The 26,586-nt window shown below is 64.6% G+C and carries 32 protein-coding genes; 15 read left to right on the forward strand and 17 right to left on the reverse strand.

Annotation, left to right across the window (positions count from 1 at the left end):
* Window positions 1–77: 77 nt before the first annotated feature.
* The 3 genes from ACKWRH_RS35630 to ACKWRH_RS35640 all read left to right on the forward strand — a co-directional run bounded on the left by ACKWRH_RS35630 (window position 78) and on the right by ACKWRH_RS35640 (window position 1,915).
* Entirely contained in the window at window positions 78–845 is a 768-nt protein-coding gene (locus ACKWRH_RS35630) for an SDR family NAD(P)-dependent oxidoreductase (protein ID WP_445217340.1), read from the forward strand.
* Between the two features lie 204 nt (window positions 846–1,049).
* Window positions 1,050–1,298 carry a helix-turn-helix domain-containing protein gene (locus tag ACKWRH_RS35635; protein ID WP_014492884.1) on the forward strand — a complete coding sequence of 83 codons (249 nt, stop codon included), beginning with the start codon at window positions 1,050–1,052 and terminating at the stop codon, window positions 1,296–1,298.
* A gap of 113 nt (window positions 1,299–1,411) precedes the next feature.
* Window positions 1,412–1,915 (forward strand): collagen-like protein, encoded by a 504-nt coding sequence (locus tag ACKWRH_RS35640; protein WP_445217341.1) that lies wholly within the window; start codon window positions 1,412–1,414, stop codon window positions 1,913–1,915.
* Window positions 1,916–1,921: 6 nt separating this feature from the next.
* Here the strand turns inward: ACKWRH_RS35640 and ACKWRH_RS35645 are convergent, their stop codons facing one another.
* Together ACKWRH_RS35645 and ACKWRH_RS35650 are read right to left on the reverse strand one after the other, a co-directional pair.
* Complete coding sequence (locus tag ACKWRH_RS35645) at window positions 1,922–2,137, reverse strand: hypothetical protein (RefSeq protein ID WP_445217342.1); 216 nt, start codon at window positions 2,135–2,137, stop codon at window positions 1,922–1,924.
* Between the two features lie 97 nt (window positions 2,138–2,234).
* Complete coding sequence (locus ACKWRH_RS35650) at window positions 2,235–2,501, reverse strand: DUF2277 domain-containing protein (protein WP_445217343.1); 267 nt, start codon at window positions 2,499–2,501, stop codon at window positions 2,235–2,237.
* 255 nt (window positions 2,502–2,756) lie between these two features.
* Here ACKWRH_RS35650 and ACKWRH_RS35655 point away from each other — a divergent pair, with 255 nt between their 5' ends.
* From ACKWRH_RS35655 to ACKWRH_RS35665, 3 genes are all read left to right on the forward strand, one after another.
* On the forward strand, window positions 2,757–3,818 hold the full coding sequence (locus tag ACKWRH_RS35655; protein WP_445217344.1) for an alpha/beta fold hydrolase: 1,062 nt from the start codon (window positions 2,757–2,759) through the stop codon (window positions 3,816–3,818).
* Window positions 3,819–3,836: 18 nt separating this feature from the next.
* The gene (locus ACKWRH_RS35660) at window positions 3,837–4,178 is read left to right on the forward strand and encodes an MmcQ/YjbR family DNA-binding protein (RefSeq protein WP_445217345.1); all 342 of its coding nucleotides are present in this window, start codon (window positions 3,837–3,839) and stop codon (window positions 4,176–4,178) included.
* 165 nt (window positions 4,179–4,343) lie between these two features.
* On the forward strand, window positions 4,344–4,697 hold the full coding sequence (locus ACKWRH_RS35665; RefSeq protein WP_028152315.1) for a hypothetical protein: 354 nt from the start codon (window positions 4,344–4,346) through the stop codon (window positions 4,695–4,697).
* 5 nt (window positions 4,698–4,702) lie between these two features.
* On the opposite strand, the gene ACKWRH_RS35670 is transcribed toward ACKWRH_RS35665, so the two are convergent.
* The gene (locus ACKWRH_RS35670; RefSeq protein ID WP_445217346.1) at window positions 4,703–4,945 is read right to left on the reverse strand and encodes a hypothetical protein; all 243 of its coding nucleotides are present in this window, start codon (window positions 4,943–4,945) and stop codon (window positions 4,703–4,705) included.
* Window positions 4,946–4,990: 45 nt separating this feature from the next.
* Window positions 4,991–6,427, reverse strand: a complete 1,437-nt coding sequence (locus tag ACKWRH_RS35675; protein WP_445217347.1) for a S8 family peptidase — start codon at window positions 6,425–6,427, stop codon at window positions 4,991–4,993.
* Between the two features lie 170 nt (window positions 6,428–6,597).
* Between ACKWRH_RS35675 and ACKWRH_RS35680 the strand changes: the two genes are divergently transcribed.
* A complete protein-coding gene (locus ACKWRH_RS35680; protein ID WP_445217348.1) occupies window positions 6,598–7,200 on the forward strand; it encodes a pyridoxamine 5'-phosphate oxidase family protein in 603 nt (200 codons plus the stop codon).
* A 125-nt stretch (window positions 7,201–7,325) separates the two neighbouring features.
* Here ACKWRH_RS35680 and bfr read toward each other — a convergent pair whose 3' ends face one another.
* The 3 genes from bfr to ACKWRH_RS35695 all read right to left on the reverse strand — a co-directional run bounded on the left by bfr (window position 7,326) and on the right by ACKWRH_RS35695 (window position 8,677).
* Complete coding sequence (gene bfr / locus ACKWRH_RS35685; RefSeq protein WP_014492874.1) at window positions 7,326–7,814, reverse strand: bacterioferritin; 489 nt, start codon at window positions 7,812–7,814, stop codon at window positions 7,326–7,328.
* Between the two features lie 131 nt (window positions 7,815–7,945).
* Window positions 7,946–8,218: a (2Fe-2S)-binding protein gene (locus ACKWRH_RS35690; protein WP_166102202.1), complete on the reverse strand. Its 273-nt coding sequence runs from the start codon at window positions 8,216–8,218 to the stop codon at window positions 7,946–7,948.
* A 162-nt stretch (window positions 8,219–8,380) separates the two neighbouring features.
* Window positions 8,381–8,677, reverse strand: a complete 297-nt coding sequence (locus ACKWRH_RS35695) for a hypothetical protein (RefSeq protein WP_445217349.1) — start codon at window positions 8,675–8,677, stop codon at window positions 8,381–8,383.
* 135 nt (window positions 8,678–8,812) lie between these two features.
* Here ACKWRH_RS35695 and ACKWRH_RS35700 point away from each other — a divergent pair, with 135 nt between their 5' ends.
* A complete protein-coding gene (locus ACKWRH_RS35700) occupies window positions 8,813–9,130 on the forward strand; it encodes a hypothetical protein (protein WP_445217350.1) in 318 nt (105 codons plus the stop codon).
* Window positions 9,131–9,341: 211 nt separating this feature from the next.
* Entirely contained in the window at window positions 9,342–9,623 is a 282-nt protein-coding gene (locus tag ACKWRH_RS35705) for a hypothetical protein (RefSeq protein WP_014492871.1), read from the forward strand.
* A 100-nt stretch (window positions 9,624–9,723) separates the two neighbouring features.
* Here the strand turns inward: ACKWRH_RS35705 and ACKWRH_RS35710 are convergent, their stop codons facing one another.
* Both ACKWRH_RS35710 and ettA read right to left on the reverse strand, forming a co-directional pair.
* Window positions 9,724–10,950, reverse strand: a complete 1,227-nt coding sequence (locus ACKWRH_RS35710) for a lytic murein transglycosylase (protein ID WP_445217351.1) — start codon at window positions 10,948–10,950, stop codon at window positions 9,724–9,726.
* Window positions 10,951–10,957: 7 nt separating this feature from the next.
* Window positions 10,958–12,607 carry an energy-dependent translational throttle protein EttA gene (gene ettA, locus ACKWRH_RS35715; RefSeq protein ID WP_445217352.1) on the reverse strand — a complete coding sequence of 550 codons (1,650 nt, stop codon included), beginning with the start codon at window positions 12,605–12,607 and terminating at the stop codon, window positions 10,958–10,960.
* A 236-nt stretch (window positions 12,608–12,843) separates the two neighbouring features.
* Here ettA and ACKWRH_RS35720 point away from each other — a divergent pair, with 236 nt between their 5' ends.
* Both ACKWRH_RS35720 and ACKWRH_RS35725 read left to right on the forward strand, forming a co-directional pair.
* The gene (locus ACKWRH_RS35720) at window positions 12,844–13,059 is read left to right on the forward strand and encodes a hypothetical protein (RefSeq protein ID WP_445217353.1); all 216 of its coding nucleotides are present in this window, start codon (window positions 12,844–12,846) and stop codon (window positions 13,057–13,059) included.
* A gap of 133 nt (window positions 13,060–13,192) precedes the next feature.
* Window positions 13,193–14,155: a D-2-hydroxyacid dehydrogenase family protein gene (locus ACKWRH_RS35725; RefSeq protein WP_445217354.1), complete on the forward strand. Its 963-nt coding sequence runs from the start codon at window positions 13,193–13,195 to the stop codon at window positions 14,153–14,155.
* A gap of 55 nt (window positions 14,156–14,210) precedes the next feature.
* Here ACKWRH_RS35725 and ACKWRH_RS35730 read toward each other — a convergent pair whose 3' ends face one another.
* Window positions 14,211–15,407: a L,D-transpeptidase family protein gene (locus ACKWRH_RS35730; protein WP_445217355.1), complete on the reverse strand. Its 1,197-nt coding sequence runs from the start codon at window positions 15,405–15,407 to the stop codon at window positions 14,211–14,213.
* A 368-nt stretch (window positions 15,408–15,775) separates the two neighbouring features.
* Here ACKWRH_RS35730 and ACKWRH_RS35735 point away from each other — a divergent pair, with 368 nt between their 5' ends.
* Complete coding sequence (locus tag ACKWRH_RS35735) at window positions 15,776–16,546, forward strand: hypothetical protein (RefSeq protein ID WP_445217356.1); 771 nt, start codon at window positions 15,776–15,778, stop codon at window positions 16,544–16,546.
* Window positions 16,547–16,548: 2 nt separating this feature from the next.
* Here the strand turns inward: ACKWRH_RS35735 and sseA are convergent, their stop codons facing one another.
* The 3 genes from sseA to ACKWRH_RS35750 form a co-directional block, all read right to left on the reverse strand.
* Window positions 16,549–17,406 (reverse strand): 3-mercaptopyruvate sulfurtransferase, encoded by an 858-nt coding sequence (gene sseA, locus ACKWRH_RS35740; protein WP_445217357.1) that lies wholly within the window; start codon window positions 17,404–17,406, stop codon window positions 16,549–16,551.
* Window positions 17,407–17,536: 130 nt separating this feature from the next.
* On the reverse strand, window positions 17,537–17,950 hold the full coding sequence (locus ACKWRH_RS35745; protein ID WP_445217358.1) for a rhodanese-like domain-containing protein: 414 nt from the start codon (window positions 17,948–17,950) through the stop codon (window positions 17,537–17,539).
* A gap of 127 nt (window positions 17,951–18,077) precedes the next feature.
* Window positions 18,078–19,253 carry a vWA domain-containing protein gene (locus ACKWRH_RS35750; RefSeq protein ID WP_028156289.1) on the reverse strand — a complete coding sequence of 392 codons (1,176 nt, stop codon included), beginning with the start codon at window positions 19,251–19,253 and terminating at the stop codon, window positions 18,078–18,080.
* A 123-nt stretch (window positions 19,254–19,376) separates the two neighbouring features.
* Here ACKWRH_RS35750 and ACKWRH_RS35755 point away from each other — a divergent pair, with 123 nt between their 5' ends.
* Together ACKWRH_RS35755 and ACKWRH_RS35760 are read left to right on the forward strand one after the other, a co-directional pair.
* Window positions 19,377–19,622 carry a GlsB/YeaQ/YmgE family stress response membrane protein gene (locus tag ACKWRH_RS35755; protein ID WP_063981466.1) on the forward strand — a complete coding sequence of 82 codons (246 nt, stop codon included), beginning with the start codon at window positions 19,377–19,379 and terminating at the stop codon, window positions 19,620–19,622.
* Window positions 19,623–19,722: 100 nt separating this feature from the next.
* Window positions 19,723–20,565: an AAA family ATPase gene (locus ACKWRH_RS35760; RefSeq protein ID WP_063981465.1), complete on the forward strand. Its 843-nt coding sequence runs from the start codon at window positions 19,723–19,725 to the stop codon at window positions 20,563–20,565.
* Between the two features lie 310 nt (window positions 20,566–20,875).
* Here ACKWRH_RS35760 and ACKWRH_RS35765 read toward each other — a convergent pair whose 3' ends face one another.
* The 4 genes from ACKWRH_RS35765 to ACKWRH_RS35780 all read right to left on the reverse strand — a co-directional run bounded on the left by ACKWRH_RS35765 (window position 20,876) and on the right by ACKWRH_RS35780 (window position 25,312).
* The gene (locus ACKWRH_RS35765; RefSeq protein WP_445217359.1) at window positions 20,876–22,522 is read right to left on the reverse strand and encodes a GMC family oxidoreductase; all 1,647 of its coding nucleotides are present in this window, start codon (window positions 22,520–22,522) and stop codon (window positions 20,876–20,878) included.
* 16 nt (window positions 22,523–22,538) lie between these two features.
* Window positions 22,539–23,132 carry a GNAT family N-acetyltransferase gene (locus ACKWRH_RS35770; protein ID WP_445217360.1) on the reverse strand — a complete coding sequence of 198 codons (594 nt, stop codon included), beginning with the start codon at window positions 23,130–23,132 and terminating at the stop codon, window positions 22,539–22,541.
* A gap of 153 nt (window positions 23,133–23,285) precedes the next feature.
* Window positions 23,286–24,224 (reverse strand): SMP-30/gluconolactonase/LRE family protein, encoded by a 939-nt coding sequence (locus ACKWRH_RS35775; RefSeq protein WP_445217361.1) that lies wholly within the window; start codon window positions 24,222–24,224, stop codon window positions 23,286–23,288.
* A gap of 242 nt (window positions 24,225–24,466) precedes the next feature.
* Window positions 24,467–25,312: a GyrI-like domain-containing protein gene (locus ACKWRH_RS35780; protein ID WP_445217362.1), complete on the reverse strand. Its 846-nt coding sequence runs from the start codon at window positions 25,310–25,312 to the stop codon at window positions 24,467–24,469.
* A gap of 170 nt (window positions 25,313–25,482) precedes the next feature.
* On the opposite strand from ACKWRH_RS35780, the gene ACKWRH_RS35785 reads away from it, so the two are divergent.
* Entirely contained in the window at window positions 25,483–26,586 is a 1,104-nt protein-coding gene (locus tag ACKWRH_RS35785) for a mandelate racemase/muconate lactonizing enzyme family protein (protein WP_445217363.1), read from the forward strand.

A 26,586-nucleotide genomic window follows, 5' to 3' on the forward strand; every position in this document is an offset into this window, starting at 1 on the left:
AAGGCGGCCGTTTCCGACCCCTTAATTTCGAGTTAGCCTTTCATGAAACTTCGAAATGAATCCGGGAGGAAATTGTCATGGCATTGCTCACAAACCACGTCGCCGTCGTCACGGGCGCCGGATCCGGCATCGGCCGGGCGATCGCGGCCGGCTACGCCCGCGAGGGCGCGCAAGTGGTGCTGCTCGACGTCAACGCCGACACGGTCGCGGAGGGCGCGCAGGAGATCCGCAAAGCCGGCGGCAAGGCCGAGAGCTTTGCGCTCGATGTGACGAAGCGTGACGACTGCTTTGCGCTCGCCAGGCAGGTCGCCGACAAGATCGGGCAGGTCTCGATCCTCGTCAACAATGCCGGCATCACCCGCCGCAACGCCTTCACCGCGGACACCGAGACGGTGGCGAAGGACTGGAACGACATCATCTCGCTCAACCTCAACGGCGTCTTCAACGTGACGCAGGCGTTCCTCGCGCCATTGCGGGCCGCCAAGGGCCGCATCGTCAATATCGGCTCGATCCAGTCCTTCGTGCATCTGCGCACGCCGAGCTCGGCGGCGTATACGACCTCGAAGCACGGCGTGCTCGGCTTCACCAAGGCGCTCGCCGCCGAGCTCGGCAAGGAAGGCGTGCGCGTCAACGCGATCGGGCCCGGCTTCATCGAGACCAACATCAACGCCAACGTGCGCGCGACCAATCCGGCCCTGGTGCAGGCCTTCGTCGATCACACCCCGCTGGCGCGCACCGGCAAGCCCGAGGACATCGTCGGCCCCGCGATCTTCCTGGCGTCGGATCTGTCGGCCTATGTCACGGGGACGATCGTGATGGTGGACGGCGGGTACCGGACGGTGTGAGCGGGCGCGCAAGATCGGCCCGCATCGCTATGCATCCCGTGCCAATCGCGGCACCTTCGCGGCAATCCCAAGGTCAATTGGTGCGATCGCCCGCGATTAACCTTTGGTTAACCAAACCCGCCCACCGTAGATCTACGGCTAGGGGGCCGTTGGTTCTCGATCGCTTCCAAAGATGGAAGCGGGCGTTGATCGGGAGGTGTTTTGATGACCACTGTTCATGTCGCTGCGTCCGATCCGGGCGCGCAATTTCTTGCCCCTAACGAAATCGTTCCGCTGTTGATCGGCGCGACCGTCGACGAGGTCGAGCGTGAGCTCGTGCTCCAGACGCTCGCACGCTGCGACGGCAACCGCACGCGCGCATCGCGCGTGCTCGGCCTGTCGGTGCGCACGCTGCGCAACAAGATCAGGATCTATGCGGCGTCCGGCATCGACGTGCCCGCGTATCACGACTAGCACGCGACGTGGGCACGATTGGTGTTGATCAAGCCCGGCACAAGGCGCCGGCGGAATTGCTGCTGTCGTCAAACGCCGCTAAGTAGCTTGCTTCCGGTCAAGGGAGCAGTGGCGTGGCAGACGAACAGAAACGGCAGGGACCGCAAGGTCCGCGCGGACGGCAGGGCGAACCGGGACGGCCGGGGCCGCAGGGGCATCCCGGCAAGCGGGGGCCGGACGGCGCGCGCGGCAAGCCGGGACCGCAAGGCAAGCCCGGGGCGGCCGGAAAGGCCGGAGCGCAGGGCAAGGCCGGCCTGCCGGGCAAGCCCGGCGAAGCCGGTGCTCGGGGCGCGGCCGGGCCGCAGGGGCCGGCAGGGCCGCAAGGCCCACGCGGCGAGCCCGGACCGCCCGGCCAGCTGCCGTCGATCGAGCAGGTGCTGCCGTGGCTCGATCAACTCTTCGACGCCTGGGACGAGCGCCGCCGCCAGCGCGAGCGTGAAGCCGCCGAGCGCGAGGCGCTGGAAGCCGCCGTGCATGAGGTTGAAGAGGCGATCGTCGATGACGAGGCCGACGACGGCGAAGGCGACGATCACAGGAAGAAGAAGAAAAAGAAGAAGCACGGTCACAAGGACGACTAGGCGCGTCTACTTCGTCTGATCCTCGCGTCGCGGCAACATGCCCATGCGCTCGAACTGCCAGCGCATGGCGCGGTACCAGAGATAGCCGACCGCTGCGCCGCACAGCGCCAAGATCACGACATTCGCGCTACTGAACGAGCCGCTCCACCACATCATCCATGCAGTCCACAGCACGGTGAAGGTGACGGCACCTGCTCTGAGAGGAATAAGGGGGCGGCTCATGGTCGTGCTCCGGGCTGTCAAAACCCCGGCGGACATCATTGCAATTTGAGGCCGCCCTCACCGTGAGCCAGGTCACGGAATGGACGCAGGTGACCGGCTAACCGAACCGCAGCCGCGAACGCTCCTTGGCCTTCTCCGCCTCGATCTCACGGTCCCGCGCCGGCGCATGGGTGTGCAGCGAAGTCAGGAGCTTTCGCGCGGCCTCCGAGACCTCCGCCACTGCGCGGTCGAACGCCTCTTCATTGGCCTGAGACGGCTTGTTGAAACCGGAAAGCTTGCGCACGAACTGGAGCGCGCTGGCGTGGATCTCGTCCTCCGTCGCGGGCGGCTCGAAGTTGAACAGCGTCTTGATGTTGCGGCACATGCAGGCTCTCCCGTAGCTATTTCCTGGCGGTGTTCCCCTGAGGACGATCGGCGGGGCCGAAATCCTACATCCCGGGAGCAGCCGCGTCATAGGCAGGACCAGCCATATCTGATCCGCAATTATTCCCCTTGCGCGCCGCACCATCGGGGAATGTTTTTCGGGGGCGATGATAGGTCCGGTCTCGATCCTCCGTGACCAGCTGATAAGATCGCGTCCAACGCGGCCGCCGACCATGAGCCGCATGGGGAGAGAAACATGAAAATGTCTTGCGCGGCGCTAGCGGCCATCCTGCTGTCCATTGCAACGCCGGCTATGGCCGCCGATTATCCAGCGCCGAAGCAAGGCGATTGGATCGCCAAGGACTTCAAGTTCCACACCGGCGAGACCATGCCGGAGCTGAAGCTGCATTACACCACCGTCGGTGAGCCCTCAGGCCAGCCCGTGCTGGTACTGCACGGCACCGGCGGCTCGGGCGCGAGCATGCTGTCGCTCGCCTTCGCCGGCGAGCTGTTCGGCGCGGGACAGCCGCTCGACGCGTCCAAACATTACATCATCATTCCCGACGCGATCGGTCACGGCAAATCGTCAAAGCCGTCCGACGGCATGAAGACGGTCTTCCCGAAATACAATTACGACGACATGGTCGAGGCGCAGCATCGCCTCGTGAAGGAAGGCCTCGGCGTCAAGCATCTGCGGCTCGTGATCGGCAATTCGATGGGCGGCATGCAAACCTGGCTGTGGGGCGAGAAATATCCGCAGGAGATGGACGCGCTGGTGCCGATGGCCTCGCAGCCGACCGAGATGGCCTCGCGCAACTGGATGATGCGGCGGATCATGCTCGACACCATCAGCAACGATCCCGACTACAACGGCGGCAACTACACCAGCCAGCCGCGCATGATGAAATACGCCATCACCGCCTACGGCATCGCCAGCATCGGCGGTACGCTCGCCTATCAGCAACAGGCGCCGACGGCGGCCAAGGCCGACAAGATCGTCGACGAGCGGCTGGCGACACCGATCACTTCCGATGCCAACGACTTCCTCTACCAGTGGGGCTCCTCGCAAGACTACAATGCCGGCGACAAGCTCGAGCAGATCGAGGCGACGCTGCTGCTGATCAACTCCGCCGACGACGAGCGCAACCCGCCGGAGACCGGCATCACGGACGCCGCGATGAAGCGGGTCAAGAACGGCAAGCTGTATCTGATCCCCGCGAGCACCGAGACGCGCGGCCACGGCACCACCGGCAACGCGAAATTCTACGTCGAGCAGATCAGGCAATTGCTGCAAACCGCACCGCAGCGGACGATGTGAGCCGAGCAGCGAGACAGCATGTCGAATGCTCGCTTTCGCAAGGCTGCGCTGGCGCTCCCCGGCGTCATCGAGGGCGCACATCACGGCCATGCCGACTTTCGTGTCGGCAAGCGCGTGTTCGCGACGCTGGGCTATCCCGATGAAAAATGGGGCATGGTGAAGCTCACTCCCGACCAGCAGGCCGTGCTCATCGACGCGGAACCGGAGATGTTTCGTCCGGTCCCCGGCGCCTGGGGCAGGAGCGGCAGCACGAATGTGAAGCTGGCGAACATCGATCAGGTAACGTTGCGGAGCGCACTCGAGATGGCATGGCGCAATGTCGCGCCGAAATCGCTGCTTGCATCGCCCGAGACGCAATAGGAAGGATCGTACGCGCAGGTTCGCGCTGTACGTTTGGCTGGCCGCTCATACCGCAACGCATCATATGCGGCATCTCTCGCGCCGCATATTATTTGAGCATGCATTGCGCTGACAGCTCGGGCTTAATCGCGTCAACGATACGAATCGAACGCGACGGAGGATCGCATGCACAGGCTCGCGCTGTGCGTTTGGCTAGCCGCGACGATGGCGCAGACGAGCGCCGCGTTCGCGTTCGACAACGGCCAATACGACCATGTGCCGCCCGACATCCGCGCCTGGTTCAAGAGCGTGATCGCACCGAACGGCGTGCCCTGCTGCGACATCTCCGACGGCCATCGCACCGACTACGATGTGCGAGGCGGCACCTACTGGGTACCGATCGAGGGACAGTGGATGGAGGTGCCCGAGCGCGCGATCATCCGCGATCGCGGCAATCCGGTCGGCCAAGCCGTTGTGTGGTACGTCCACCATCGCGGCGCGATCATCATCAGTTGCTTCGTGCCGGCCGATGCGGTGTAGGCCACTCAGGCCTTGAGGTCTCGCCTGGGTGCGGCCTCGACATATTCGATGTCATCGCCGAAATCGTCGAGCGCGGCACGAACGGATTTGGCGTCGGCCTCGGCGACGGTGAAGATCGCGGCCAGGCTTTGCCGCTTCTGTCCCGGAAACAGGCTCTCGGCGGCATAGCCGGCATCGCCGAGCGTCTTGATGATCTTGCGCCGTCGGCGCTGATCGACATGGTCGTGGAATTTGAATTGCACGGACATGCTGAGAAGCTAGCCGCTCGCGGCGCCCGATCAAGGTCGCAGAATCTATTTTTGACTCTTTCGCGCCGGCTTCGCCTCTGCAGTTTTCTTGGCAGTCTTCTTGGCAGTTTTCCTGCCCGATTTCTTGGCCGCTTTCGCGCGGCCGAGCGCAGCGGCAACGTCCAGGAGGCCGGCACCGTATTCCGGCGTAAAATCCCGTCCCCGCATCGCCGGCAGTTTGGTCGCAGTCGCGATCAGGCGCCTGGCGACCGCAAGCCCGGCCGCCCTGGATTTCAGCTTGTTGATGTAGACGAGCGCGGCGGCGCCCGTCACATGCGGTGTTGCCATCGACGTCCCGGGCCAGGAATCGTAGCTGGCATGGTCGGCGAAGCTTGCCTTCACCCGAGGCACCGTCGACAGGATGTTGACACCCGGCGCGACCAGCTTGATGTGCTTCCCGGTATTGGAGAACGAGGCGCGGCGATGGGACTCGTCGACGGCGCCAACTCCGATCGTGTCGACGTAGCCCGCCGGGTATTCCTTCGGATTGCCGTCCTCGAACTCGTTGCCCATCGCGGTGGAGATGACGACGCCGGCATCGATCAGTTCGGCGAAGGCCGTCGCTTCCGTCTTTGAATGGTCCTCGCCGCCGATGCTGAGGTTGATGACCTTGATGTTGGAATCGAGCGCGGCCGCGAGCGCCTTGCTGTAGAAATCGAAGTTGAAATTCTCGTCGTCGCCTGCACCCTTGGGATCGTCGAACACCTTCCAGCAGTGCAACCGGCAATTGGCCAGGCCTGCGATACCGACCGAATTATTGACCACGGCCGCGATCGTGCCGCTGACATGGGTGCCATGACCGAGAAAATCGCGCGCTCCGTTGCCGTCGTGCCGATAGTCCTCGATCGCGTCTACGAGATCGGGATGTCCGGCATCGACACCGCTATCGAGCACGGCGACATGAACCCGCCCCGCACCTGGCCGCGGTCGATCGAACCATCTGATGGCGCGAAGGCCCCACTGCCGGATCTTCATGGGATCGGCGGCGGCACTGAGCCACCGGTTGGGAACGGGTTCGACCAGATCCACCGCCCTGGAAGCACGCAGGCGCTTCAGAACTCCCGCATCTACCTTCCCGTCCTTCAACTGCACGATCTGAAATCCGGCCAGCGCCTCCCGCGGCGGCGCCGTTGCGGAGCGTGCTATCGAGCGATGGACCGCGGCCAAAGCCATCGCCTGGGGCTGCGCGGGTGCCTCATCGTCGCCGACCACGAACAGCGGCTTCATCGACTGAAGCCCGAAATTGTCGCGCAGGAAATCGATCGGACCTCTGACGTCGTCGGGCATCGCAGCCATCAGCGCGCGTGACGTTGTCGCCTGAAGCGAGGCTGCCGCGATCTGCCGGACAGCGGCCGGCTTCAACCGAACGATCAATTGTCCCGGGACATGCTTGCGACGGCGCGGCCGATCGCCCGCCACCCGCATTGCCTGCGTTGGGGCCATGACGAATTCCTTCCGTGAAAAGCAACAAAATACGACACCCGTTATAAGCGAAATTTCTGGTCTACGCCACCTGCGCCATGCCGTGGCTACGCCGGGCCGCACATGCTATTTCGGGGATAGCGGTCGAGCCGAGGAATGCTATCCTGTGCCCCTCAATCAGGGAGACCTTCGTGACCGATCTTTGCGCCGAAGACCTCGCCACCATCTATGCCAAGCCGAGCCCACGCGTGATCGCAAAGGCGCGTCCCGCGATCGATGCGCATGCGAAGAAATTCATCGAGATGTCGCCGTTCTGCGTGCTCGCTACGTCAGGCGTCGACGGCAGCGTCGATGCATCGCCGCGCGGCGGAGGGGTTGGCTTCGTCCATGTCGCCGGCCCCAACCAGGTGCTGATGCCCGACCGTGCCGGCAACAACCGGATCGACAGCTTTCGCAACGTCGTCGAAGGCTCGGGCTTCGTGCATCTGTTGTTCTTCGTCCCCGGCATCGACGAGACGCTGCGCGTCGGCGGACGCGGCACGCTCTCGGCCGATCCGGATCTGCTCGCATCGATGGTGGAATTCGGCAAGCCTCCTCGCGCGGTGCTGAACGTCGCGGTCAGCGAAGTCTATTTCCACTGCGGCAAGGCGCTGATGCGCTCGAAGCTGTGGTCACCGGAGAAGGTGCAGCGCTCGGTGATGCCCAGCATCGGCCAGGTCATTCACGACCAGACGGGCCTGGGGGAGCCGGAGAGCCAGGAGATCGTGGAGGAGCGCTACAAGGCGCAGTTGTAGCTGTTCGCGTTCGCTGCTCGAACGGACCGTCATGCCCGGGCTTGACCCGGGCATCTACGTCTTCATCGTGCGGCAACGCGTGGATGGCCGGGTCAAGCCCGGCCATGACGAAGGGAAGGCGAAGCCTAGTGCCCCTCGCCCTCGAGCCCGCCGACGTGCTTCTGCGTGTACAGTTCGAGGCCGATGCGGCCGATCAGGTCGAGCTGGGTTTCGAGGAAGTCGATGTGGTGCTCCTCGTCGCTCATCAGCTTCTCGAACAGGTCACGGGTGACGTAGTCCTTGGCGCCGTTGCAATAGCCGGCGGCCTCCTGGTAGAGCGCCCGCGCGCTCATCTCGGCGGCGAGATCGCACTCGATGATCTCCTTGACGTTCTGGCCGATGCGCAAGGGGTCGAGCACCTGCATGTTCGGGAAGCCGTCGAAGAACAGGATCCGCTCGGTGAGCTTGTCGGCGTGCTCCATCTCCTCGATGGACTCCTTGCGCCAGACCTTGGCCATGTCCCGCAGGCCCCAATTGTCGAGGAAGCGGTAGTGCAGCCAATATTGGTTGATTGCAGTCAGCTCGTGGCGCAGCGCCTTGTTGAGATAGTCGATGACTTTTGCGTCGCCCTGCATGATGCACTCCAAATCTTGCGTCCAAATCGGCCCTAACCGACTTTAGAACGCTTCTAAATCAGTTTAAGGACGAGAGCAACCGGCCACGGGGACGCAGCCGGGGAAAAGCTCAGTCGAAATTGCGGAAGTTTTCAGCAGGCCGCGAGGGCGAACCGGGTGAGCTCGGCCGTCTCGTCATTGGCGGCCACGGTGTGGCTGTGCGGGCAGCCCGAGCAGCAGGACTTGGCGCAGGGGCCAAGCGTTTCGTCGATGATGGTCTTGATGGTACGGGCGCAACGGCCGCATTCGGCGCTACAGCCGAGGCATCCATAGACCTGCTTGGCATGACGTACGGCGTCGTCGGACTCGGCGACCGCGGCTCGGATGTCGTCATCGCTCAGCACGTTACAGGAACAAACGATCATGGAAGCGGCAGGCCCTTCGGTGATGCGTCATCATCGATATTTAAGGGGCCGTCCGGATGCAAAGGGAAAAACCGGTATTTGAAGCTATTCCAAACTGGCCCCGGAAACAGCCTAGAACGGCTCTAAAATAGGGAGTTGCGCTGGATCAAGATCTTGGCGGACCTAGTCACCGCCACCGCCTCCACCACCATCGCCGCCACCTCCGCAATCCCCGCCACTGCTACCGCTATCGCTGCTGGAACAGCTGTCGCTCGAGCTCCCAGAGCTGTCGCTGGAAAACCAACTCCCCAGCGAGAAACCGTCGCTGGCCCCTGAATAGCCGTCGCCGCCGCTCCCTCCGTCATTGCCGGCACCCGCGCGCGAGCGCCGGCCGCGGTTCTGGAGATGGGTGAACCAGCCATAGCCAATCGCGAAAATGACCCCGGCAGCGATCAAAGTATCCATCATCGCGTTGCCCATCGTCGTCTCCCTCGCAGACCTGCGGTCCATTAATTGGTCGCCCCCGGCGAAGGTGCCGTTCATTGATCATTCAAACGAAGTATGGAACTTTACCCCCCAAAGAGTTCCCGCCTGTTCGTGCGAAAGGTCAAGCCAATGAAGAAGTTCTTACTGACGGTCGCCACCCTGGCCCTCACGGCCGGAACACCGGCCCACGCTCAGCGCGGTGTCGCCGCCGGCGTGGCCGCCGGGATCATCGGTGGCGCCATTGTCGGCGGCGCGCTCGCTTCTCCGTATTATTACGGACCTGGTCCGGGCTACTCCTATGGCCCCGGCTATTACCCGCCCCGCTACTACGCGCCGGGTCCCGGCTATGTCGCCGACGACTATTACGGTGACGGCTGCGTCTGGCAGCGGCAGCGCTTCTGGGATGGCTACGCCTGGCGCACCCGCCGCGTCAGAGTCTGTGGCTGAGGCGCGTTGAACCGATTCACTTCGGACGCGCCGTTCATCTCCGGGCCCGAAAAAGACCGCTTTTTCTCGTCACAGCTCCGTGCGCGTTTACCGTGGATTGACCAATTGCGCGCTTCCTAGCTGCACGGTCGATTTCATCAGAGTGTGCGTGAACCTTTGAAACCCGGATGCTCCTAACAAGGGACGTCCATCTCCCAGGAGAGCCAAGAGCATGAAGAAGACTTTTGTTGCCGCCCTCACGGTTGCGACGATCGCCGGTTCGCTGGTGACCGCCACTCCGTCCGCGAAGGCCCATGACGGCGTCGGCGCCGGCATCGCAGCCGGCCTGATCGGTGGCGCCATCGTCGGCGGCGCCATCGCGTCGAGCCGTCCCGCCTATGGCGGACCGGTCTACGTGGCCGAGCCCCCGCCGCCCGCGCCCTGCTACTGGCAGCGCCAGCGTTATTGGGACGGTTACGGCTGGGTCGTCCGCCCGGTTCGCGTTTGCTACTGAGCTGATCGCAAGATCCGATCGCATGGCGCATCCGCGCCGCGATCGAAGCCCGGCCGAGCACCTCGGCCGGGCTTTTTTCTTTGACGAAGAGTTGAGTCCGCTACCGCGCGGCCTGGATCGAGCGCAGCACCTCTTCGCTCGGCCAGCAATCGACCTTGAGGCCTGCTGACTTCTGGTAGGCGCCGAGCGCCGCGCGCGTCTGCATCCCGGCCTTGCCGTCGATCTTGTCCTTGTAGAGCCCGACGCGCGTGAGCCCGCGCTGCATGGTCTCGACGTCCTTGGTGCGCAACTGCTTGGAGGCCGCCCATTGTGTCGCGAATGGCAGCGGGCTCGTCATGCGGTCGGCGAGATGGCCCACGAACAGCACGTAGAGGTCGGAGAAATTGTACTCCTTGATGACGAAGTAGTTCTTCGTCGTCAGGAACGACGGGCCGTAAATGCCTTCCGGCTGCAACAGCGAGGCCGGCTGCGCCTGCTCGGCAGCGCTCAGCTTCTCGCCACGCACCGGCACAAAACCTTCGCGCAGCCACTGGCCGATCGGCTTCGTCACCTCGGGCACGCCGCTGGTGCAATCGACCTTGGCCGGCGCCTGCACCTCGTAAGCCCAGCGCACGCCGCTCTGCCAGCCCTTGTTGACGAGCTGCTGCGCGGCCGAGGCCAGCGCATCCGGCACCGAATGCCAGATGTCGATGCGGCCGTCGCCGTCGAAGTCGACACCGTGCTTGTAATATTCGGACGGCAGGAACTGCGTGAGCCCGGTGGCGCCCGCCCAGGACGAGCGCATGTCCTTGCGCGTCACCACGCCCTCGCCGAGGATCTTCAGCGAGAGGATGAACTCGTTGCGATAGGTGTCCTTGCGGCGCCCCACATAGGCCTGCGTCGCCAGCACGCGCACGAGATCGTAAGGCAGCGTGTAGCGGCCGTAATCGGTCTCGCGGCCCCAGATCGCCAGCATCACAGTGGCCGGCACACCGGATTTCTTCTCGATCTCGCTCAGCGCCGGACGATATTTTTGCAGCAGCCGCTGCCCCTCGCCCGCAAGCCGCGCGATCGAGGCTTCCTTGACGTAGTCGGCAGGCACCTGCACGAACTCGGCCTGCGACGGCGCACCGGTGGCCGGCCGCCCGGGCAAGATGAGATCGGGGAGCTTGTAATCAGGCTCGAGCCCGCGCGTCTGCTCATCGAATGTCGCGCGCGACACACCGGCGGCCTGCGCCTCCGGCCAGAGCGAGGCGATGAACTGCGTGAAGGCGGCGTCGGCAGCGCGGGCGGAGGACAGGCCGCAGATGATAGCGATCACCGCAGCTATGAGCGCCCGCCGCATCATGCCGAAATCACCGCGTCAGCTTCTTGTACTTCACGCGGTGCGGAATGATGCTGTCCTGGCCGAGGCGGCGCATCTTGTCCTTCTCGTAGTCCTGGAAGTTGCCTTCGAACCATTCGACGTGGCTGTCTCCTTCGAAGGCCAGAATGTGGGTCGCGATGCGGTCGAGGAACCAGCGGTCATGGCTGATGATGACGGCGCAGCCGGCAAAATCTTCCAGCGCCTCTTCGAGCGCGCGCAGCGTATCGACATCGAGATCGTTGGTCGGTTCGTCGAGCAGCAGCACGTTGGCGCCGGACTTCAGCATCTTTGCAAGATGCACGCGGTTGCGCTCACCGCCGGAGAGCGCACCGACCTTCTTCTGCTGGTCGGCGCCCTTGAAGTTGAACGACGAGCAATAGCCGCGCGAGTTCACTTCCTTCTTGCCGAGCAGGATCAGCTCGTTGCCGCCGGAAATCTCCTCCCACACGTTCTTGTTGCCGTCGAGCGCGTCGCGCGACTGGTCGACATAACCGAGATGCACGGTCTCGCCGACCGTGATGGTGCCCTTGTCCGGTGTTTCCTGCTTGGTGATCATCTTGAACAGCGTGGTCTTGCCGGCGCCGTTGGCACCGATCACGCCGACGATGCCGCCGGGCGGCAGCTTGAAGGTGAGATCGTCGATCAGCAGGCGATCGCCATAGCCTTTGCTGAGCGTTTCGAAATCGACGACGTTGGCGCCGAGCCGCTCCGCGACGGGAATGATGATCTGCGCGGTCTGGGTCTGCTTCTCGCTCGCCTGCTTGAGCAGCTCCTCGTAGCGCTGATAGCGCGCCTTGGATTTGGCTTGGCGCGCCTTCGGCGAGGACGCGACCCATTCCTGCTCGCGGGCGATCGTCTTCTGATGCGCGGCGTCTTCACGGCCTTCCTGCTCGAGCCGCTTCTGCTTCTGCACCAGCCATGACGAGTAGTTGCCCTCGTACGGAATGCCCTTGCCGCGATCGAGCTCGAGAATCCAGCTCGTGACGTTGTCGAGGAAGTAGCGGTCGTGGGTGACGATCAGGATCGCGCCGGGATAGTTGCGCAGATGGCCTTCGAGCCACGACACGGACTCGGCGTCGAGGTGGTTGGTCGGTTCGTCGAGCAGCAACAGTTCGGGCTGGTCGAGCAGCAGCTTGCACAGCGCGACGCGGCGGCGCTCACCGCCCGAGAGTTTCGTCACATCGGCATCGTCGGGCGGGCAGCGTAGCGCGTCCATCGCCTGGTCGACCTTGCTGTCGAGATCCCAGAGGCCCTGGGCCTCGATCTCGTCCTGCAGCTTGGTCATCTCGTCGGCGGTTTCTTCCGAATAGTTCATCGCCAGCTCGTTGTAGCGATCGAGGATGGCCTTCTGCTTGGCGACACCCAGCATGACGTTCTCGCGCACGGAGAGCGCCGGATCGAGATGCGGTTCCTGCTCGAGATAGCCGACGCGGGCGCCCTGGGCGACCCAGGCCTCGCCGTTATACTCCTTGTCGAGGCCGGCCATGATCTTGAGCAGCGTCGACTTGCCCGAGCCGTTGACGCCGAGCACGCCGATCTTGGCGTCCGGGTAGAACGACAGATGAATGTTATCGAGCACCTTCCGGGTCGGGTAGCTCTTGGTCAGGCCCTGCATGAAATAGATGAACTGGCGCGCCATCGGTCCCGTGAAACCTTCGATTTGAGGAAATTTGCTTGCCGCCGATGTAACGATCCCGCCCCCAAAGGGCAATGTTTTCCCTCCGTTCACCACGGATCAATACGGAATGGACACCATCCGGCCGCCGATCCGGACAATTGAAACCATTTTTTAATAAAGTGGGCCAAAGCTCGTCATGGCGCCGAAAAAGACGCCACCTGCGGCAGAAGCGGCGGGGAGAACAGCGAGGCCGCATCATGGCTCTGATCGAGACCACTTCCATAGCCGTTCCGGCACGAGCCGGTAGCGCTTCCGGACTCGTCACGGAGATCAAGGGCTTCTGGAAGCGCTTCTTCGCCACCGCTTTCAACCCTTACCGCCCCGAGCTGCACTACATGCGTGGTCCCGGCCCCGCCTGGCGCGCCAAGCACGGCATGGACACGCCGTTCCGCCTCAAGCCCCGCGACCTCTGACCCCTTCTCTCCTATCGAATTTTTGAACACGTCAGCTGCTTGCGCGCGGGCGTGATTGCGCGCAACCATGGCCGGATTCCGACGATGGCGCCGCTCGCCTGGCGCCGCTACCTCTCGCCATGGATGAACGCTGATGACGCGGCTGCGCTGTGCAATTCTCGACGACTATTTCAATCTCGCCCTCGACGTCGCCGACTGGCAAAAACTGTCCGACCGCGTCGACGTCACCGTGTTCAGCCATCCCTTTGCCTCGGAGCAGGCCGCGGCGAGCGCGCTGGCCAATTTCGAGATCATCTGCGCGATGCGCGAGCGCACGGCGTTCCCCAAGAGCCTGTTCGCGTCGCTGCCGAAGCTGAAGCTGCTTTTGACCTCCGGCATGCGCAACGCCTCGATCGACATGGAGGCCGCGAAGGCGCAAGGCGTTGCCATCGGCGGCACGCAATACTCCCGCGATCCGACCGCGCCGCTGACCATGGGCCTGATCCTCGAACTGACCCGCGGCATCGGCCGCGAGAATGCGCGCATGCATGCCGGCGAGCCCTGGCAGACCTTTGCCGGTGTCGAGATCGAAGGCCTGACGCTCGGCGTCGTCGGGCTCGGCAAGCTCGGCAGCAAGATGGCGGGCATCGCGAAAGCATTCGGCATGAACGTGATCGCCTGGAGCCCGAACCTCACGCCGGAGAAGTGCGCGGCGGCCGGCGTCGGCTACGCCACCAAGGAGGAGCTGTTCGCCAAGGCCGACATCATCACCATCCATGTGGTGCTGAGCGATCGTTCGCGCGGACTGGTCGGAGCTGCAGATCTCGCGCGGATGAAGCCGACGGCCTTCCTCGTCAACACCGCGCGCGGTCCGATCGTGGACGAGCAGGCGCTGCTGGAGGCCTTGCAGCAGCGGAAGATCGCGGGCGCCGGCATCGACGTGTTCTCGGTCGAGCCGCTGCCGGTCGACCATCCCTTCCGCAAGCTCGACAATCTCGTGCTGACGCCGCATCTCGGCTACGCCACCGAGGACGGCTTGCGCATCCATTACGGGCAGATGGTCGAGGCGATCGACGCCTTCACCGGGGGTCGCGAGCTGCCGCGCAAGCTGGCCTGAAACGAAAAGGGCGTGCCGACGGCACGCCCTCGCGATTTGAGCTGTTTCGAAGCGCCTAGCGCACGGTGACCGGCGCGGGCAACGGCGGCACCACCGTCGGCTGGGTGCCCGGGACGGGGCCAGCCTGGGCAGCCATCGGAGCCGGACCCGCAGCGCCCGGCGTCGGCGCAGCGGAGGCGGTCGCCGTTCCCGGCGGCGGGCCACCCGGCATCACCACCACGCGGGTGCCGACCTTGACGCGGTCGAACAGGTCGGAGACGTCCTCGTTCAGCATGCCGATGCAGCCCGACGAGACGAACTTGCCGATCGTCGAAGGCTGGTTGGTGCCGTGGATGCGGTAGACGGTCGAGCCGAGATACATCGCGCGCGCGCCGAGCGGATTGCCGGGGCCGCCGGCCATGAAGCGCGGCAGATAGGGCTGGCGCTCGATCATTTCGGTCGGCGGATGCCAATCCGGCCACTCGGCCTTGCGGGTGATCTTCTGCACGCCGGTCCAGGTGAAGCCGTCGCGGCCGACGCGGACGCCGTAGCGGATCGCACGGCCGCCTCCGAGCACGTAATAGAGATAGGTGTTCGGGGTATCGACGATGAGCGTTCCGGCCGGCTCCTTGGTCGCCAGCGAGACTTCCTGGCGGCGCAGGTTCGGCGACAACTGCGCCGGGGCAGCGTCGGGCTGCTCCTCAGGCGGCAGCGAAGCGATCGCCATCGGCCGGCCATCGTTGCCCACGGGCGGCTGGCCGGACTGAACCGTTCCGGTCGCGGCGGGACCACCGACGGCCTCCGGCGGACGCAGGCCGTCCCTGCCGGGTGCCTGACCCGGACGATCGGCATAGATCACCGCGGGCGGGCCGGCGGGGCGGCCGTAGCGGGGATCGTCGGGCGACATCACGGGACCCTGCGGCGGCGCCGCCGAATAGACCGGCGGAGCGCCAGCCGGACGGCCATAGCGCGGATCATCGGGCGACATCACCGGCCCCTGCGGCGGGGCGGCGGAATAGACCGGCGGAGGGCCAGCCGGGCGGCCGTAGCGCGGATCGTCGGCCGGACCGGGCGGCGGCAGCGACGCCTGCGGCATCGCGTCGTCTTCATCGTCCAGCGAGTCGAAATTCGGCGTGCGGTCGCCGGGGCGATATTCGGCCGGAGCGCCATAGCTCGGCGCCTGCTGGACCGGATAGCTCTGAGCCTGTGCGAGCGAGGTTCCCGCCGCAGCGACTGTTGCGGCAGCGCATATCGTCAGAAAATGTTTGATCATCATCGCTCTTGTATAGTCCCCGAGCCCATCCGGACCGTTAACGGCCAGATGACCGAAGATAGCGGCACATTCAAGACATTACAGGCCGATTTGTGCCTGAGTTAGCGATTTGTGATGCAGGTACACACAGTTGCCCCGTTGCATCACGGGGCGGAAATCGCATCCGGCCGTAGATTGCCGGAGTCTCCGGCCCCGAATTTAGGGGAACGGCGCGGAGGCGTTGCGATATGTTCGAATCAGCCTGATTCGCCTCCGCTTTGAGCTTCCATCCCGGCGTGGCGAACGCGGCAATCAGTACCGTCACCGCGTTCAGATGGCTCTTGGGTCCCGGCCGCCACCCGCCGGGGCGGAAATTCGTAACCCGTCCGATGCTTCCCGGCTTTCGCTTCCTGTTTGCCGCGATCCTGCTGTCAACCTCCATCCTGGTGTTCGGCCTAGGTGCCGCCGCGCTGCTGCGGGCCACCCACGAGCAGTATGTCAGCAACCCCTCCTGGCGGAATGGCCCGCAGGAGAAGGTGTTTGCGCCGACTTCCGAGCCGGCCCAGCCGGTGCTCGCGGTGCTCCGCGCCGAGCCGGAGGCGGCCGCCGAGCCCACGCCATCGCTGCGCGACCGGGTGCCGACCATTGGCTTGCCGGCGAACGAGCCCGAACAGGTTGCCGCCCTGACGACCGAGGCCGACGTGCCGCCGCAGGTCACCGAGGCCACGCCTCCCGCTGCAGAACCGGTGCAGGCCGAGGCCACGACGGAAGCCACCGCGCCGGCTCCTGCCGACACACTCACCCCGGCCGACACCACGGCATCGATCCCCGAGGCCACGCCTGCCGTGACCGCCAGCGAACCGGCGCCGGCTGATCCCGGTGCGGGCCTCGCCTCTCCGGCGCCCGACATTGCCTCTGCCAAGGTGGCCGCGCTGAACGATCCGGCGGCAACGGCCTTGAAGGATGCGCCGGCGAAGGCCAAGGGGGACGCGAAGGCGGACAGCAGCGCCCCGGACAGCAAGGCGGCCAAGCGCCAGGCGAAGGCGAAGAAGCGGCACCGCGTGGTGCGGCGTCCTCCGCCTCAGCAGTTGCGGCAGAGCTATGATCCGTTCGGCCAGCAGCAGATGCTGGCGACAACGGCCACGCGCACGCGCCAGTAAGGTTACGCCGGCCCGGTCGCGATCGGCGGGCCTTTTTCCTGGCCCCATTCCGACCACGAGCCATCGTAGAGCGCGGTGTCGGTGATGCCGAGGCGATAGAGTGCGAGCGTCAACACGCCGGCGGACACGCCCGAGCCGCAGCTCGTCACGATCGGCGCATCGAGCTTGACGCCGGCGTTCGCGAAGGCGGCGCGCAGATCCTCGAGCGGCTTCATGGTGCCGGTCGCGGCATCGAACAGCAGATTGTAGGGCACGTTGCGCGCGCCCGGGATGTGGCCGGAGCGAATACCCGCGCGCGGCTCGGGCGCGCGGCCCTCGAAGCGGTCGGCAGCGCGTGCGTCGATCACCTGCTCTGCGCGGCTTTCGACGTTGGCGATCAGCTGCTGCATGCTGCGCACGCGTTTTGAATCGTAGCTCGCGCTAAACGTCGCGGGCTTCGGCTTCACCTCGCCACTGTCGACCGGACGCCCCTCGGCGCGCCACTTCTTCAGCCCGCCATTGAGAATGCGCACATTGCTGTGGCCGAAGGCCAGGAACATCCACCACGCGCGCGGTGCTGCGACCCAGCCGCCGGCATCGTAGAGCACGACGGTGTCAGCATTGGAGATGCCGAGCTGGCCTGCGTCACGGCCGAACTGCTCGGCGCTCGGATACATGTGCGGCAGCGGGTTGGAATGATCCGACACCGCATCGACGTCGAAGAACACCGCGCCCGGCAGATGCGCGGCGAGATAATCGTCCTTCGGCAGCGGCAGTACGCCCGGCAGCTTGAAGCTGGCGTCGAGGATCTCGACGTTGGCGTCGTTGATATGGGCGGCGAGCCATTCGGTGGAGACGAGGGGGTCGGTGGGGGCGGTCATTGGCGTGCTTTCTGATCGTCATTCCGGGGCGTGCGCAGCACGAACCCGGAATCCATCGTGCGGCAGAGTCGGTGGATGAATGGATTCCGGGTTCACGCTTCGCGTGCCCCGGAATGACGGCTGAGAGACGTTAGCCCTTCTTCTTCGGCTCCCACTGCTCCGTCGGGCCGCCGGCATCGCGCCAGGCGGCGTAGCCGCCGGCGATGTGGGCGACGGGCTTCAAGCCCATGTCCTTGGCGGTCTTCGCCGCGAGCGCGGAGCGCAAGCCGCCGGCGCAATGGAACACGAATTTCTTGTCTTCCTGGAAGATCGGTTTTGCGTAGGGGCTCTGCGGATCGATCCAGAATTCGAGCATGCCGCGGGTGCAGGCGAACGCGCCGGGGATGCGGCCGTCGCGCTCGATCTCGCGGGGATCGCGGATGTCGACGATGACGACATCGCCGTTCTTGGAGATCTCGATGGCCTCCTTGGCGTTGAGCGTCTCGATCTCGGCATTGGCCTCGTCGATCAGCGCCTTGATGCCGCGGGTGATGGTCTGGGGCATGTGTCTTCCCTTCTCTTTCGTCATTCCGGGGCGATGCGCAGCATCGAGCCCGGAATCCATTTCTCCACCGACATTGCCGCCCGATGGATTCCGGGCTCGCCCTTCGGGCGCCCCGGAATGACAACAGCTAGTGCGTCAATTCCTTCATCGCACCCTCAAGCCCCTCGATCGTGATCGGGTACATGCGGTTGGCGAAGATGCGTTTGATGATGGTGGTCGATTCCGAATAGTCCCAGTGCTTCTGCTGCACCGGATTGAGCCACACCGTATGCGGATAGGTGCGGATGATGCGATCGAGCCAGACCGAGCCGGGCTCCTCGTTGACATGCTCGACCGAGCCGCCGGGCACCATGATCTCGTAAGGCGACATCGAGGCGTCGCCGACGAACACGACCTTGTAGTCGTGCGGGTATTTGTGCAGCACGTCCCAGGTCGGCGTGCGGTCGGTGAAGCGGCGCTTGTTCTGCTTCCACACGCCTTCATAGAGGCAGTTGTGGAAGTAGAAATACTCCATGTGCTTGAACTCGCTCTTCGCCGCCGAGAACAGCTCCTCGACCTGCTCGATATGCGAATCCATCGAGCCGCCGATGTCGAAGAACACCAGCAGCTTCACCGCGTTGCGCCGCTCGGGGCGCATGTGGACATCGAGATAGCCGTGATTGGCGGTCTCGCGGATCGTGGTGTCGAGATCGAGCTCGTCCGGCGCGCCGGTGCGCGCGAATTTGCGCAGGCGCCGCAGCGCCACCTTGATGTTGCGGATGCCGAGCTCGACATTGCCGTCGAGATCCTTGAACTCGCGCTTGTCCCACACCTTCACGGCACGGTTGTTGCGGTTCTTCTCTTGGCCGATGCGCACGCCTTCGGGATTGTAGCCGTGGGCGCCGAACGGCGAGGTGCCGGCGGTGCCGATCCACTTCGAGCCGCCCTGGTGCCGGCCCTTCTGCTCCTCGAGGCGCTTCTTCAGCGTCTCCATGAGCTTGTCCCAGCCCATGGCCTCGATCTGCTTCTTCTCTTCCTCGCTGAGGTATTTCTCGGCGAGCTTCTTCAGCCATTCCTCGGGGATCTCCGCCTTCTCCATGGCGTCGAGCAGGCTTTCCAGCCCCTTGAAAACCGTGCCGAAGACGCGGTCGAACTTGTCGAGGTTGCGCTCGTCCTTCACCAGCGAGGTGCGCGACAGATAGTAGAAATTCTCGACCGAGTAGTCCGACAGATCAGCGTCGAGCGCCTCCATCAGCGTGAGGTATTCGCGCAGCGTCACGGGGACCTGCGCATCGCGCAGAGAAGTGAAGAATTGCAGGAACATGGGTGACAGATTGCCCGTCGGGGGGCGAACGTCAAGGGGCCGAGCCCGCCGCGGGACGCTGGACCGGTCGGCTTTTTGCTCTAGAATTGACCGTCTCACGGGGTTGTTTTGGGGACGTTTGCAATGGGAATTCTCGCAGCGCTCATCATTGGCGCGATCGCCGGCTGGCTTGCCGGCAAGATTGTCCATGGGGCGGGATTTGGGCTGATCGGCAACATGGTCGTCGGCATCATCGGCGCGCTGGTGGCGAGCTGGGTGCTGCCGCAACTGCATATTGCGCTGGCCACCGGCACGGTCGGCGCCATCGTGGATGCCACCATCGGCGCGGTGATTGTGCTCGTCATCCTTTCGCTGATAAAACGGGTCTGAAAGCCTGACCGAACCAGGAACGGCCGCCACGTGCGGCCGTTCCCATGTCGCGACAGGGGCTAGCTAGCGCCCCGCGCCGACGATTACCTAAGGACACGCAATGAAATTTACCGGCACCAAGGACTATGTTGCGACCGACGATCTCAAGGTTGCCGTCAATGCCTCGATCGTGCTTGAGCGCCCGCTGCTCATCAAGGGCGAGCCCGGCACCGGCAAGACCGTGCTGGCGGAGGAAGTGGCGAAGGCGCTGAACGCGCCGCTTTTGACCTGGCACATCAAGTCCACCACCAAGGCGCAGCAGGGCCTCTACGAATACGACGCGGTGTCGCGCCTGCGCGACAGCCAGCTCGGCGATGCCCGCGTGTCCGACATCAGGAACTACATCAAGCGCGGCAAGCTGTGGGACGCCTTCACCGCCGAGCAGCGCCCGGTGCTCTTGATCGACGAGATCGACAAGGCCGACATCGAGTTTCCGAACGACCTCTTGCTCGAGCTCGACCGCATGGAATTCCATGTCTACGAGACCGGCGAGACGATCAAGGCCAAGCAGCGCCCGATCATGATGATCACCTCCAACAACGAGAAGGAGCTGCCGGACGCCTTCCTGCGCCGCTGCTTCTTCCACTACATCAAGTTCCCCGACGCCGACACGATGGGCCGCATCGTCGACGTCCACTTCCCCGGCATCAAGAAGCGCCTGGTGGAAGAGGCATTGCGCATCTTCTTCGAAGTGCGCGAAGTCCCCGGCCTGAAGAAGAAGCCCTCGACCTCCGAGCTACTCGACTGGCTCAAGCTGCTGCTCAACGAGGACATGAGCGTCGAGCAACTGCGCGAGCGCGACCCGCGCAAACTGATCCCGCCGCTGCACGGCGCGCTGCTCAAGAACGAGCAGGACGTGCACCTGTTCGAGCGGCTGGCGTTCTTGAGCAGAAGGGAAGTGTGAGGCACGCAGTCGCGCGATAGCGCTCCGCTGCAGCCCCACCACTGGTGTCATGCCCCGGCTTGACCGGGGCATCCAGTACGCCGCAGCCTCTCAGTTCAATCACAATTGCCTCTGGAATACTGGATCGCCCGGTCAAGCCGGGCGATGACAGAGAGGGTGTAGCGCGAGCCTGCCTTCCCACCGTCATTGCGAGAGCAGCGAAGCAGCTCGTAGGGTGGGTTAGCGTCAGCGTAACCCACCTCTTTTGTTTCCGCGTCAAGAGAAGCGGTGGGTTACGCTTCGCTAACCCACCCTACGCGGCCGTGTGCTCTCACGCCACCGCCGCATCCGGAATACGCGCGGCTTCGATCGGCGCCTTGCCGCGGATGAGGTCCGAGGCGCGGTCGGCGATCATCATGGTGGATGCGTTCAGGTTCGCCGAGATCATGCGCGGCATCACCGACGCATCGATCACGCGGAGGCCCTCCAGGCCGTGGACGCGGAGCTGGTCGTCGACCACCGCCCAGGTGGAATCCGCCGGGCCCATGCGGCAGGTGCAGCCGGGGTGGAAGGTGGTGGTGCCACGCTCCGTGGCGGCGGCCAAAAACTCGTCGTCGGTGTTGATATTCGGGCCCGGGAAATCCTCGTAGGCGTAATAGGGCGACAGCGGCGCGCTCTTCAAAAGCCTGCGTGCGAGCTTCATGCCGCCGACGATGACGCGGCGGTCGAGCTCGGCGTCGAGATAGTTGGTCTGGATGATCGGCGGCGCGAACGGATCGCTGGAGCGGATGCGGACGTAGCCGCGGCTCTCCGGGCGTTGCTGCCAGGAGGCCACCGTCATGCCGGGCTCGTCCTCGAGCTGGCCCTGCACGCCTTCCTTGTAGCTCGCCGGCGTGAAGGTGAGTTGCAAGTCGGACGAGTCCGCGCTCTCGCCGGAATGCCAGAAGCAATAGACCATGGTCGGCGACAGCGAGAGCAGGCCGCGGCGCGCGGTCGCCCATTTCAGCGCTTCGATCCACAGCGAGAAGCCGCGGCGAAGCTCGTTGATGGTCTTGATGTCCTTCACGCGCGCCACGGTGCGCGGGGCATAGTGGTCCTGCAGGCCCTCGCCGACGGGCAGCGCGTGGCGCACTGCGATGCCGTGCGCGCCGAGCAGATCGGGTGAGCCGATGCCCGAGAGCTGGAGCAGCTGCGGCGAATTATAGGTGCCGCCGGAGAGGATCACTTCCTTGTTGGCGCGCACCTCGACCGGCGTGCCGCCGCGGCCGCCCTTGGTGTAGCGCACGCCGACGGCACGCTTGCCCTCGAAAATGATCTCGGTCGCATGCGCATGGGTGTGCACATGCACGTTGGGTCGCTTCATCGCGGGCTTGAGGAACGCGGTCGAGCCGGACACGCGCAGGCCCTTGTCGATGGTGCGCTGGCAGTAGGAAACGCCCTCCTGCTTAGCGCCGTTGTAATCGGGGTTGCGGGGAATGCCGAGCGAGACCGCGCCTTCCATGAAGGCTTCGCAGAGCGGATCGCGCCAGTCCATGGTGGTGACGGTGAGGTTGCCGTCGCGGCCGCGATAGGTGTCCTCGCCCTCGCCGACCCGCTTCTCCAGCCGCTTGAAGTAAGGCAGCACGTCGGCATAGCCCCAGCCGCGATTGCCCATCTGCGCCCAGGTGTCGAAATCCATCCGCTGGCCGCGATTGTAGATGTGGCCGTTGATCGAGGACGAACCGCCGAGCGTCTTGCCGCGCGGCGCATAGATGCTGCGCCCGCCGGTGTAGGGCCCCGGCTCCTGCTGGTAAGCCCAGTTGATGCTCTTCATGTGGAAGGTCTTGATGAAGCCCGCCGGCAGATGGATGTAGGGATGCCAGTCGCTCGGGCCCGCCTCGAGCACGCAGACGCTCACGTTCGGATCTTCGCTGAGCCGGCTGGTGAGCACACAACCCGCCGATCCCGCGCCGACGATCACATAATCAAATCTATCCATGGTGCCTCGGCCGCTCCTAGCGCGGCTTGTCGTTGAGCTGAAATTCGAGATGCGTCTGCACCGTCGGCCATTCGGCGGCGGTGATGCTGTAAACCACGGTGTCGCGCAGCGTGCCGTTCGGCGTGACCTGGTGGCTGCGCAGAATGCCGTCCTGCTTGGCCCCGAGGCGCTCGATGGCGCGGCGGCTCTGATGGTTGAAGAAATGCGTGCGGAATTCGACCGCGATGCAGTTCAGCGTCTCGAAGGCGTGCCGGAGCAGCAACAGCTTGCACTGCGTGTTGAGCGGCCCGCGCTGCGCTCCCTTGCCGTACCAGGTCGAACCAATCTCGACGCGGCGATTCGTGGCGTCGATGTTCATGTAGGTCGTCATGCCCACGATGTTGCCGCCGGCATCGAATACGGTGAACGGCAGCATCGAGCCCGCAGTCTGCAAGGCCAGCCGGCGGTCGATCTCCTTGCCCATGTTCTCCGGCAGCGGGATCGCCGTGTACCAGAGTTTTGACAGCTCGCCGTCCTTGACGGCCTCCGTCAGCCCCTCGCGGTGCTGATGCGAGAGCGGCTCGATACGGGCGTGCTGTCCACGCAGGGTGACGGGATCAGGCCAGGGCATTTGGGACTCTCTCCTTTGTCATTGCGAGGAGCCACCCGGTCCCGCCTTCGGCGGGCCGGATGACAGGCTCCTCGACGAACCGATCCAGACTGGCACCGCGGACGCATTCCTGGATTGCTTCGCTTCGCTCGCAATGACGGTCACTAGCACCGTTTACTTGTTTAGGAAATTGAGCGGCAAACCGCCGCGCGGCCAGTCCATGGCGATCAGTTCGCCCTTGCCCGACAGCGTGATGTAGGCGGTCTTAAGCTCGGGGCCGCCGAAAGCGATGTTGGTGGTGACGCGATCGCCGGTCGGGACCTGCTCGACCAAGGTACCGTCAGGCGCGATCACCGAGATGCAGCCGGAGACGAGGGTGGCGACGCAGACATTGCCGTTCGCCTCCACCGCGAGCGAGTCGAACATCTGGTAGCCGCCGAGGCCGCAGATCGGCTTGCCGCGCTCGCCGCGGTAGATCACCTCGCGCGGCTTGAGCGTGCCGGGCGCGGAGAGCTCATAGGCCCAGAGCCGCCCCGTCGGCGTCTCCGCGATGTAGACGGTGTTCTCGTCCGGCGATAGGCCGATGCCGTTGGCCGGCAGCACGCCGTGCACGACCTCGACGATCTCGGTCATGCCGGGCTTGAGATAATACATGCCGCCGACATCCATCTCGCGGGCGCGGCGCTTGCCGAGATCGGAGAACCAGAGGCCGCCGTGCTTGTCGAAGACGAGGTCGTTCGGCCCGCGCAGATCGTGCTCGCCGCATTTGGTCACGACGGTCTCGACCTTGCCCGATTGCAGATCGACGCGCTGGATCGAGCCGCCGAAATAGCCGTCCGGCTGCGGGCCGGGCATGATCATCTTGCCGGTCGGAATCCAGGAGAAGCCGCCATTGTTGCAGATGTAGATCTTGCCATCGGGGCCGAGGGCTGCGCCATTCGGGCCGCCTGTCACCTTGGCGACGACCTCCTTGCGGCCGTCGGGATAGATTCGGGTCAGGCGCTGGCCGCGAATTTCCACCAGCACGACCGAGCCGTCCGGCATCACCACCGGCCCTTCGGGAAATTCGAGGTCGGTGGCGAGAACGCGAACGTTGGGCGTTGCAGTGGACATTTGGGGACCCTCCCGGCTGCTTGTTATGGCTTGCACGGGATGTCCGGCACGGGCCCCACACGCAAGATTTGCCTGCGGTTATGACAAAGTCGCCGGGGCTTGCCAAGCAAGCGGGATGGTATGCCAGCGTTGCAACGTAAAGCGCGATGACATATCGCGCCTTAGGTCTTGTTTGAGCATGATCTCTTCGGAAAACCGCTGCGCACTTTGCGCGAACGCGGCCCTTCGGGTCCCGATCGTGCTTACTCCCGCACTGGTATCCAAATCTCGAAGCCGCCATTGCCGGTCGCGGGATCGAATTTCTCGTCATAGCGCTCGAAGTTCGGCGCATCCGCGGCCTTCAGGCCGGACGCCGGCAGCCACTGATTCCAGATCGTGTTGACGGTGCGGCGGATCGAGGCGACGTGCTCGGTGTGGATGAACACCGCGTAGCGCTGCTCGGGAATGCGGATGCGACCGAAGCCGCGCGGCAGGTCGGAGAAATCAGCGACCTCGACGCCGGCGATGTAGTCGAAATTGCCGGAATCATCGCCGTTGCAGCAGACGCCATAGGCGACTTGAGATTTTCCCTGGCCGATGCGCGCGGGAATGTCGGCGACTTCCTGATGGAAGCGGTGCCACAGTCCCGGAATGGCAGCACCGTTGTCGCAGGAGATGCGCTCGGCGGGGCCGGCGACGAGGAAGGCCTTCGCGGTTTCGAAACGCGGCGGGACGAGATGGTCGAGCATGGTGGAGTCCATGAGGATCGGCTCCTGAAGCTTGAGTTTGTCGAGGCACGTTGCCGCCCGCACCGCTTCGGGTGTGGTGTCAAACTGGTCGCGGAACGCGCGGGTGAACGCTTCGTGCGAGCTGTAATCCGCCTCCAGCGCCAGCGACAGGATGTCCGGCGCGCCGTTCGCAAGACTGCGCGCCGCTTCCGTCAACCGCCGCGCGCGCACGTAGCGCATCACCGGGAGTCCAGTGGCTGCGGCAAACGCGCGCACGATGTGGAACCGCGACACGCCAGATATCGCAGCAATCTCGTCGAGCGTCATCGGCTCGGCCAGATGGCTCTCGATATACCAGAGCGCGCGCTGGGCTGGGTTCATGCGTCAAAGGCCCTCGTTCGAAGCCTGGCGATGATGCGCTGACGACCACCGCCTTGCTTGATCGGCATTGCTGTCCTCGCATGAGAATAGTCCCGGAATAGCCACTGGCAACGCCCTGGCATTCGCAGCTACACTCGTTGCAACCGCTCACCAGAAAGAGGAACCGCGTCATGGAAATCACCGATGTGCGGGCGCACCATATCCGCATCCCCTATGACGCCGGTGTCGCGAGCTTTCGCCAGGGCGCGTCCGCAATCTCCGCGCTCGACATGGTGCTGGTCGAGGTCACGACCGACGCCGAACTGACCGGCTGGGGCGATGCCTTTGCCTATGTCTCCCCGCGCACCACGCGAAGCGCCGTCGAGGAGATGATCGCGCCGCAGGCCCGCGGGCTGAAGGTTCCCGATGCCGCCGGCATTCCCGCGGTGATGGAACAGATCCAGCGCAACCTGCATCTGTTCGGCCGCTACGGCATCACCATGTTCGCGATCTCCGGGCTCGACATCGCGCTGTGGGACCTGGCCGCGAAGATCGAGGGCGCGCCGCTGCATCGCCTGCTCGGAGCAAGCAAGCGCTCGAACATCCCCGCTTACGCAAGCCTGCTGCGGATCGGCTCGCCTGAGAACATCATCGGCGAATGCAAGAAGGCGCTCGCGCTCGGCTATGGCGCCATCAAGCTGCACGAGACCACGACGCCGGCGGTGTTTGCCGCGCGCGAGGCGATCGGGCCCGGCATCCCGCTGATGGTCGACATGAACTGCCCGCTCACAGGCGAGCAGGCGATCGCATTCGCGAAGGCGTGCGAGGACGCGCAGCCGATGTTTCTGGAAGAGCCGGTCTGGCCCCCGGAGGATTTTGCCGCGCTCGCCGACGTCCGCCGCAAGGGCGGGCTCGGCGTCGCCGCCGGCGAGAACGCCTGCACGGAGTATCAATTCCGCCAGATGATGAATGCAGGCGCGGTGAGCCATGCCCAGCCGTCGGTGACCAAGGTCGGCGGCATCACGGAATTCCTGAAGGTCGCCGCACTCGCCGATCAGCTCGGCGTCAAGATCGTCCCGCACTCCCCGTATTTCGGTCCGGGCCTGCTGGCGACATTGCACCTGCTGGCGACGCGCGATGACGGGTTGGTCGAGATGTTCTATCTGAAGCGCGAAGCGTGTCTGTGGGGCGGCCGCGCCGATGTCGATGCCACCGGCCACGTCGCGGTGCCCTCGGGGCCCGGGCTCGGCTATGAGCCCGATCGCGGCGTGATGGAGCGCTACCGCGTGGCGTGA

It is taken from the genome of Bradyrhizobium sp. Pa8 (assembly GCF_052588265.1).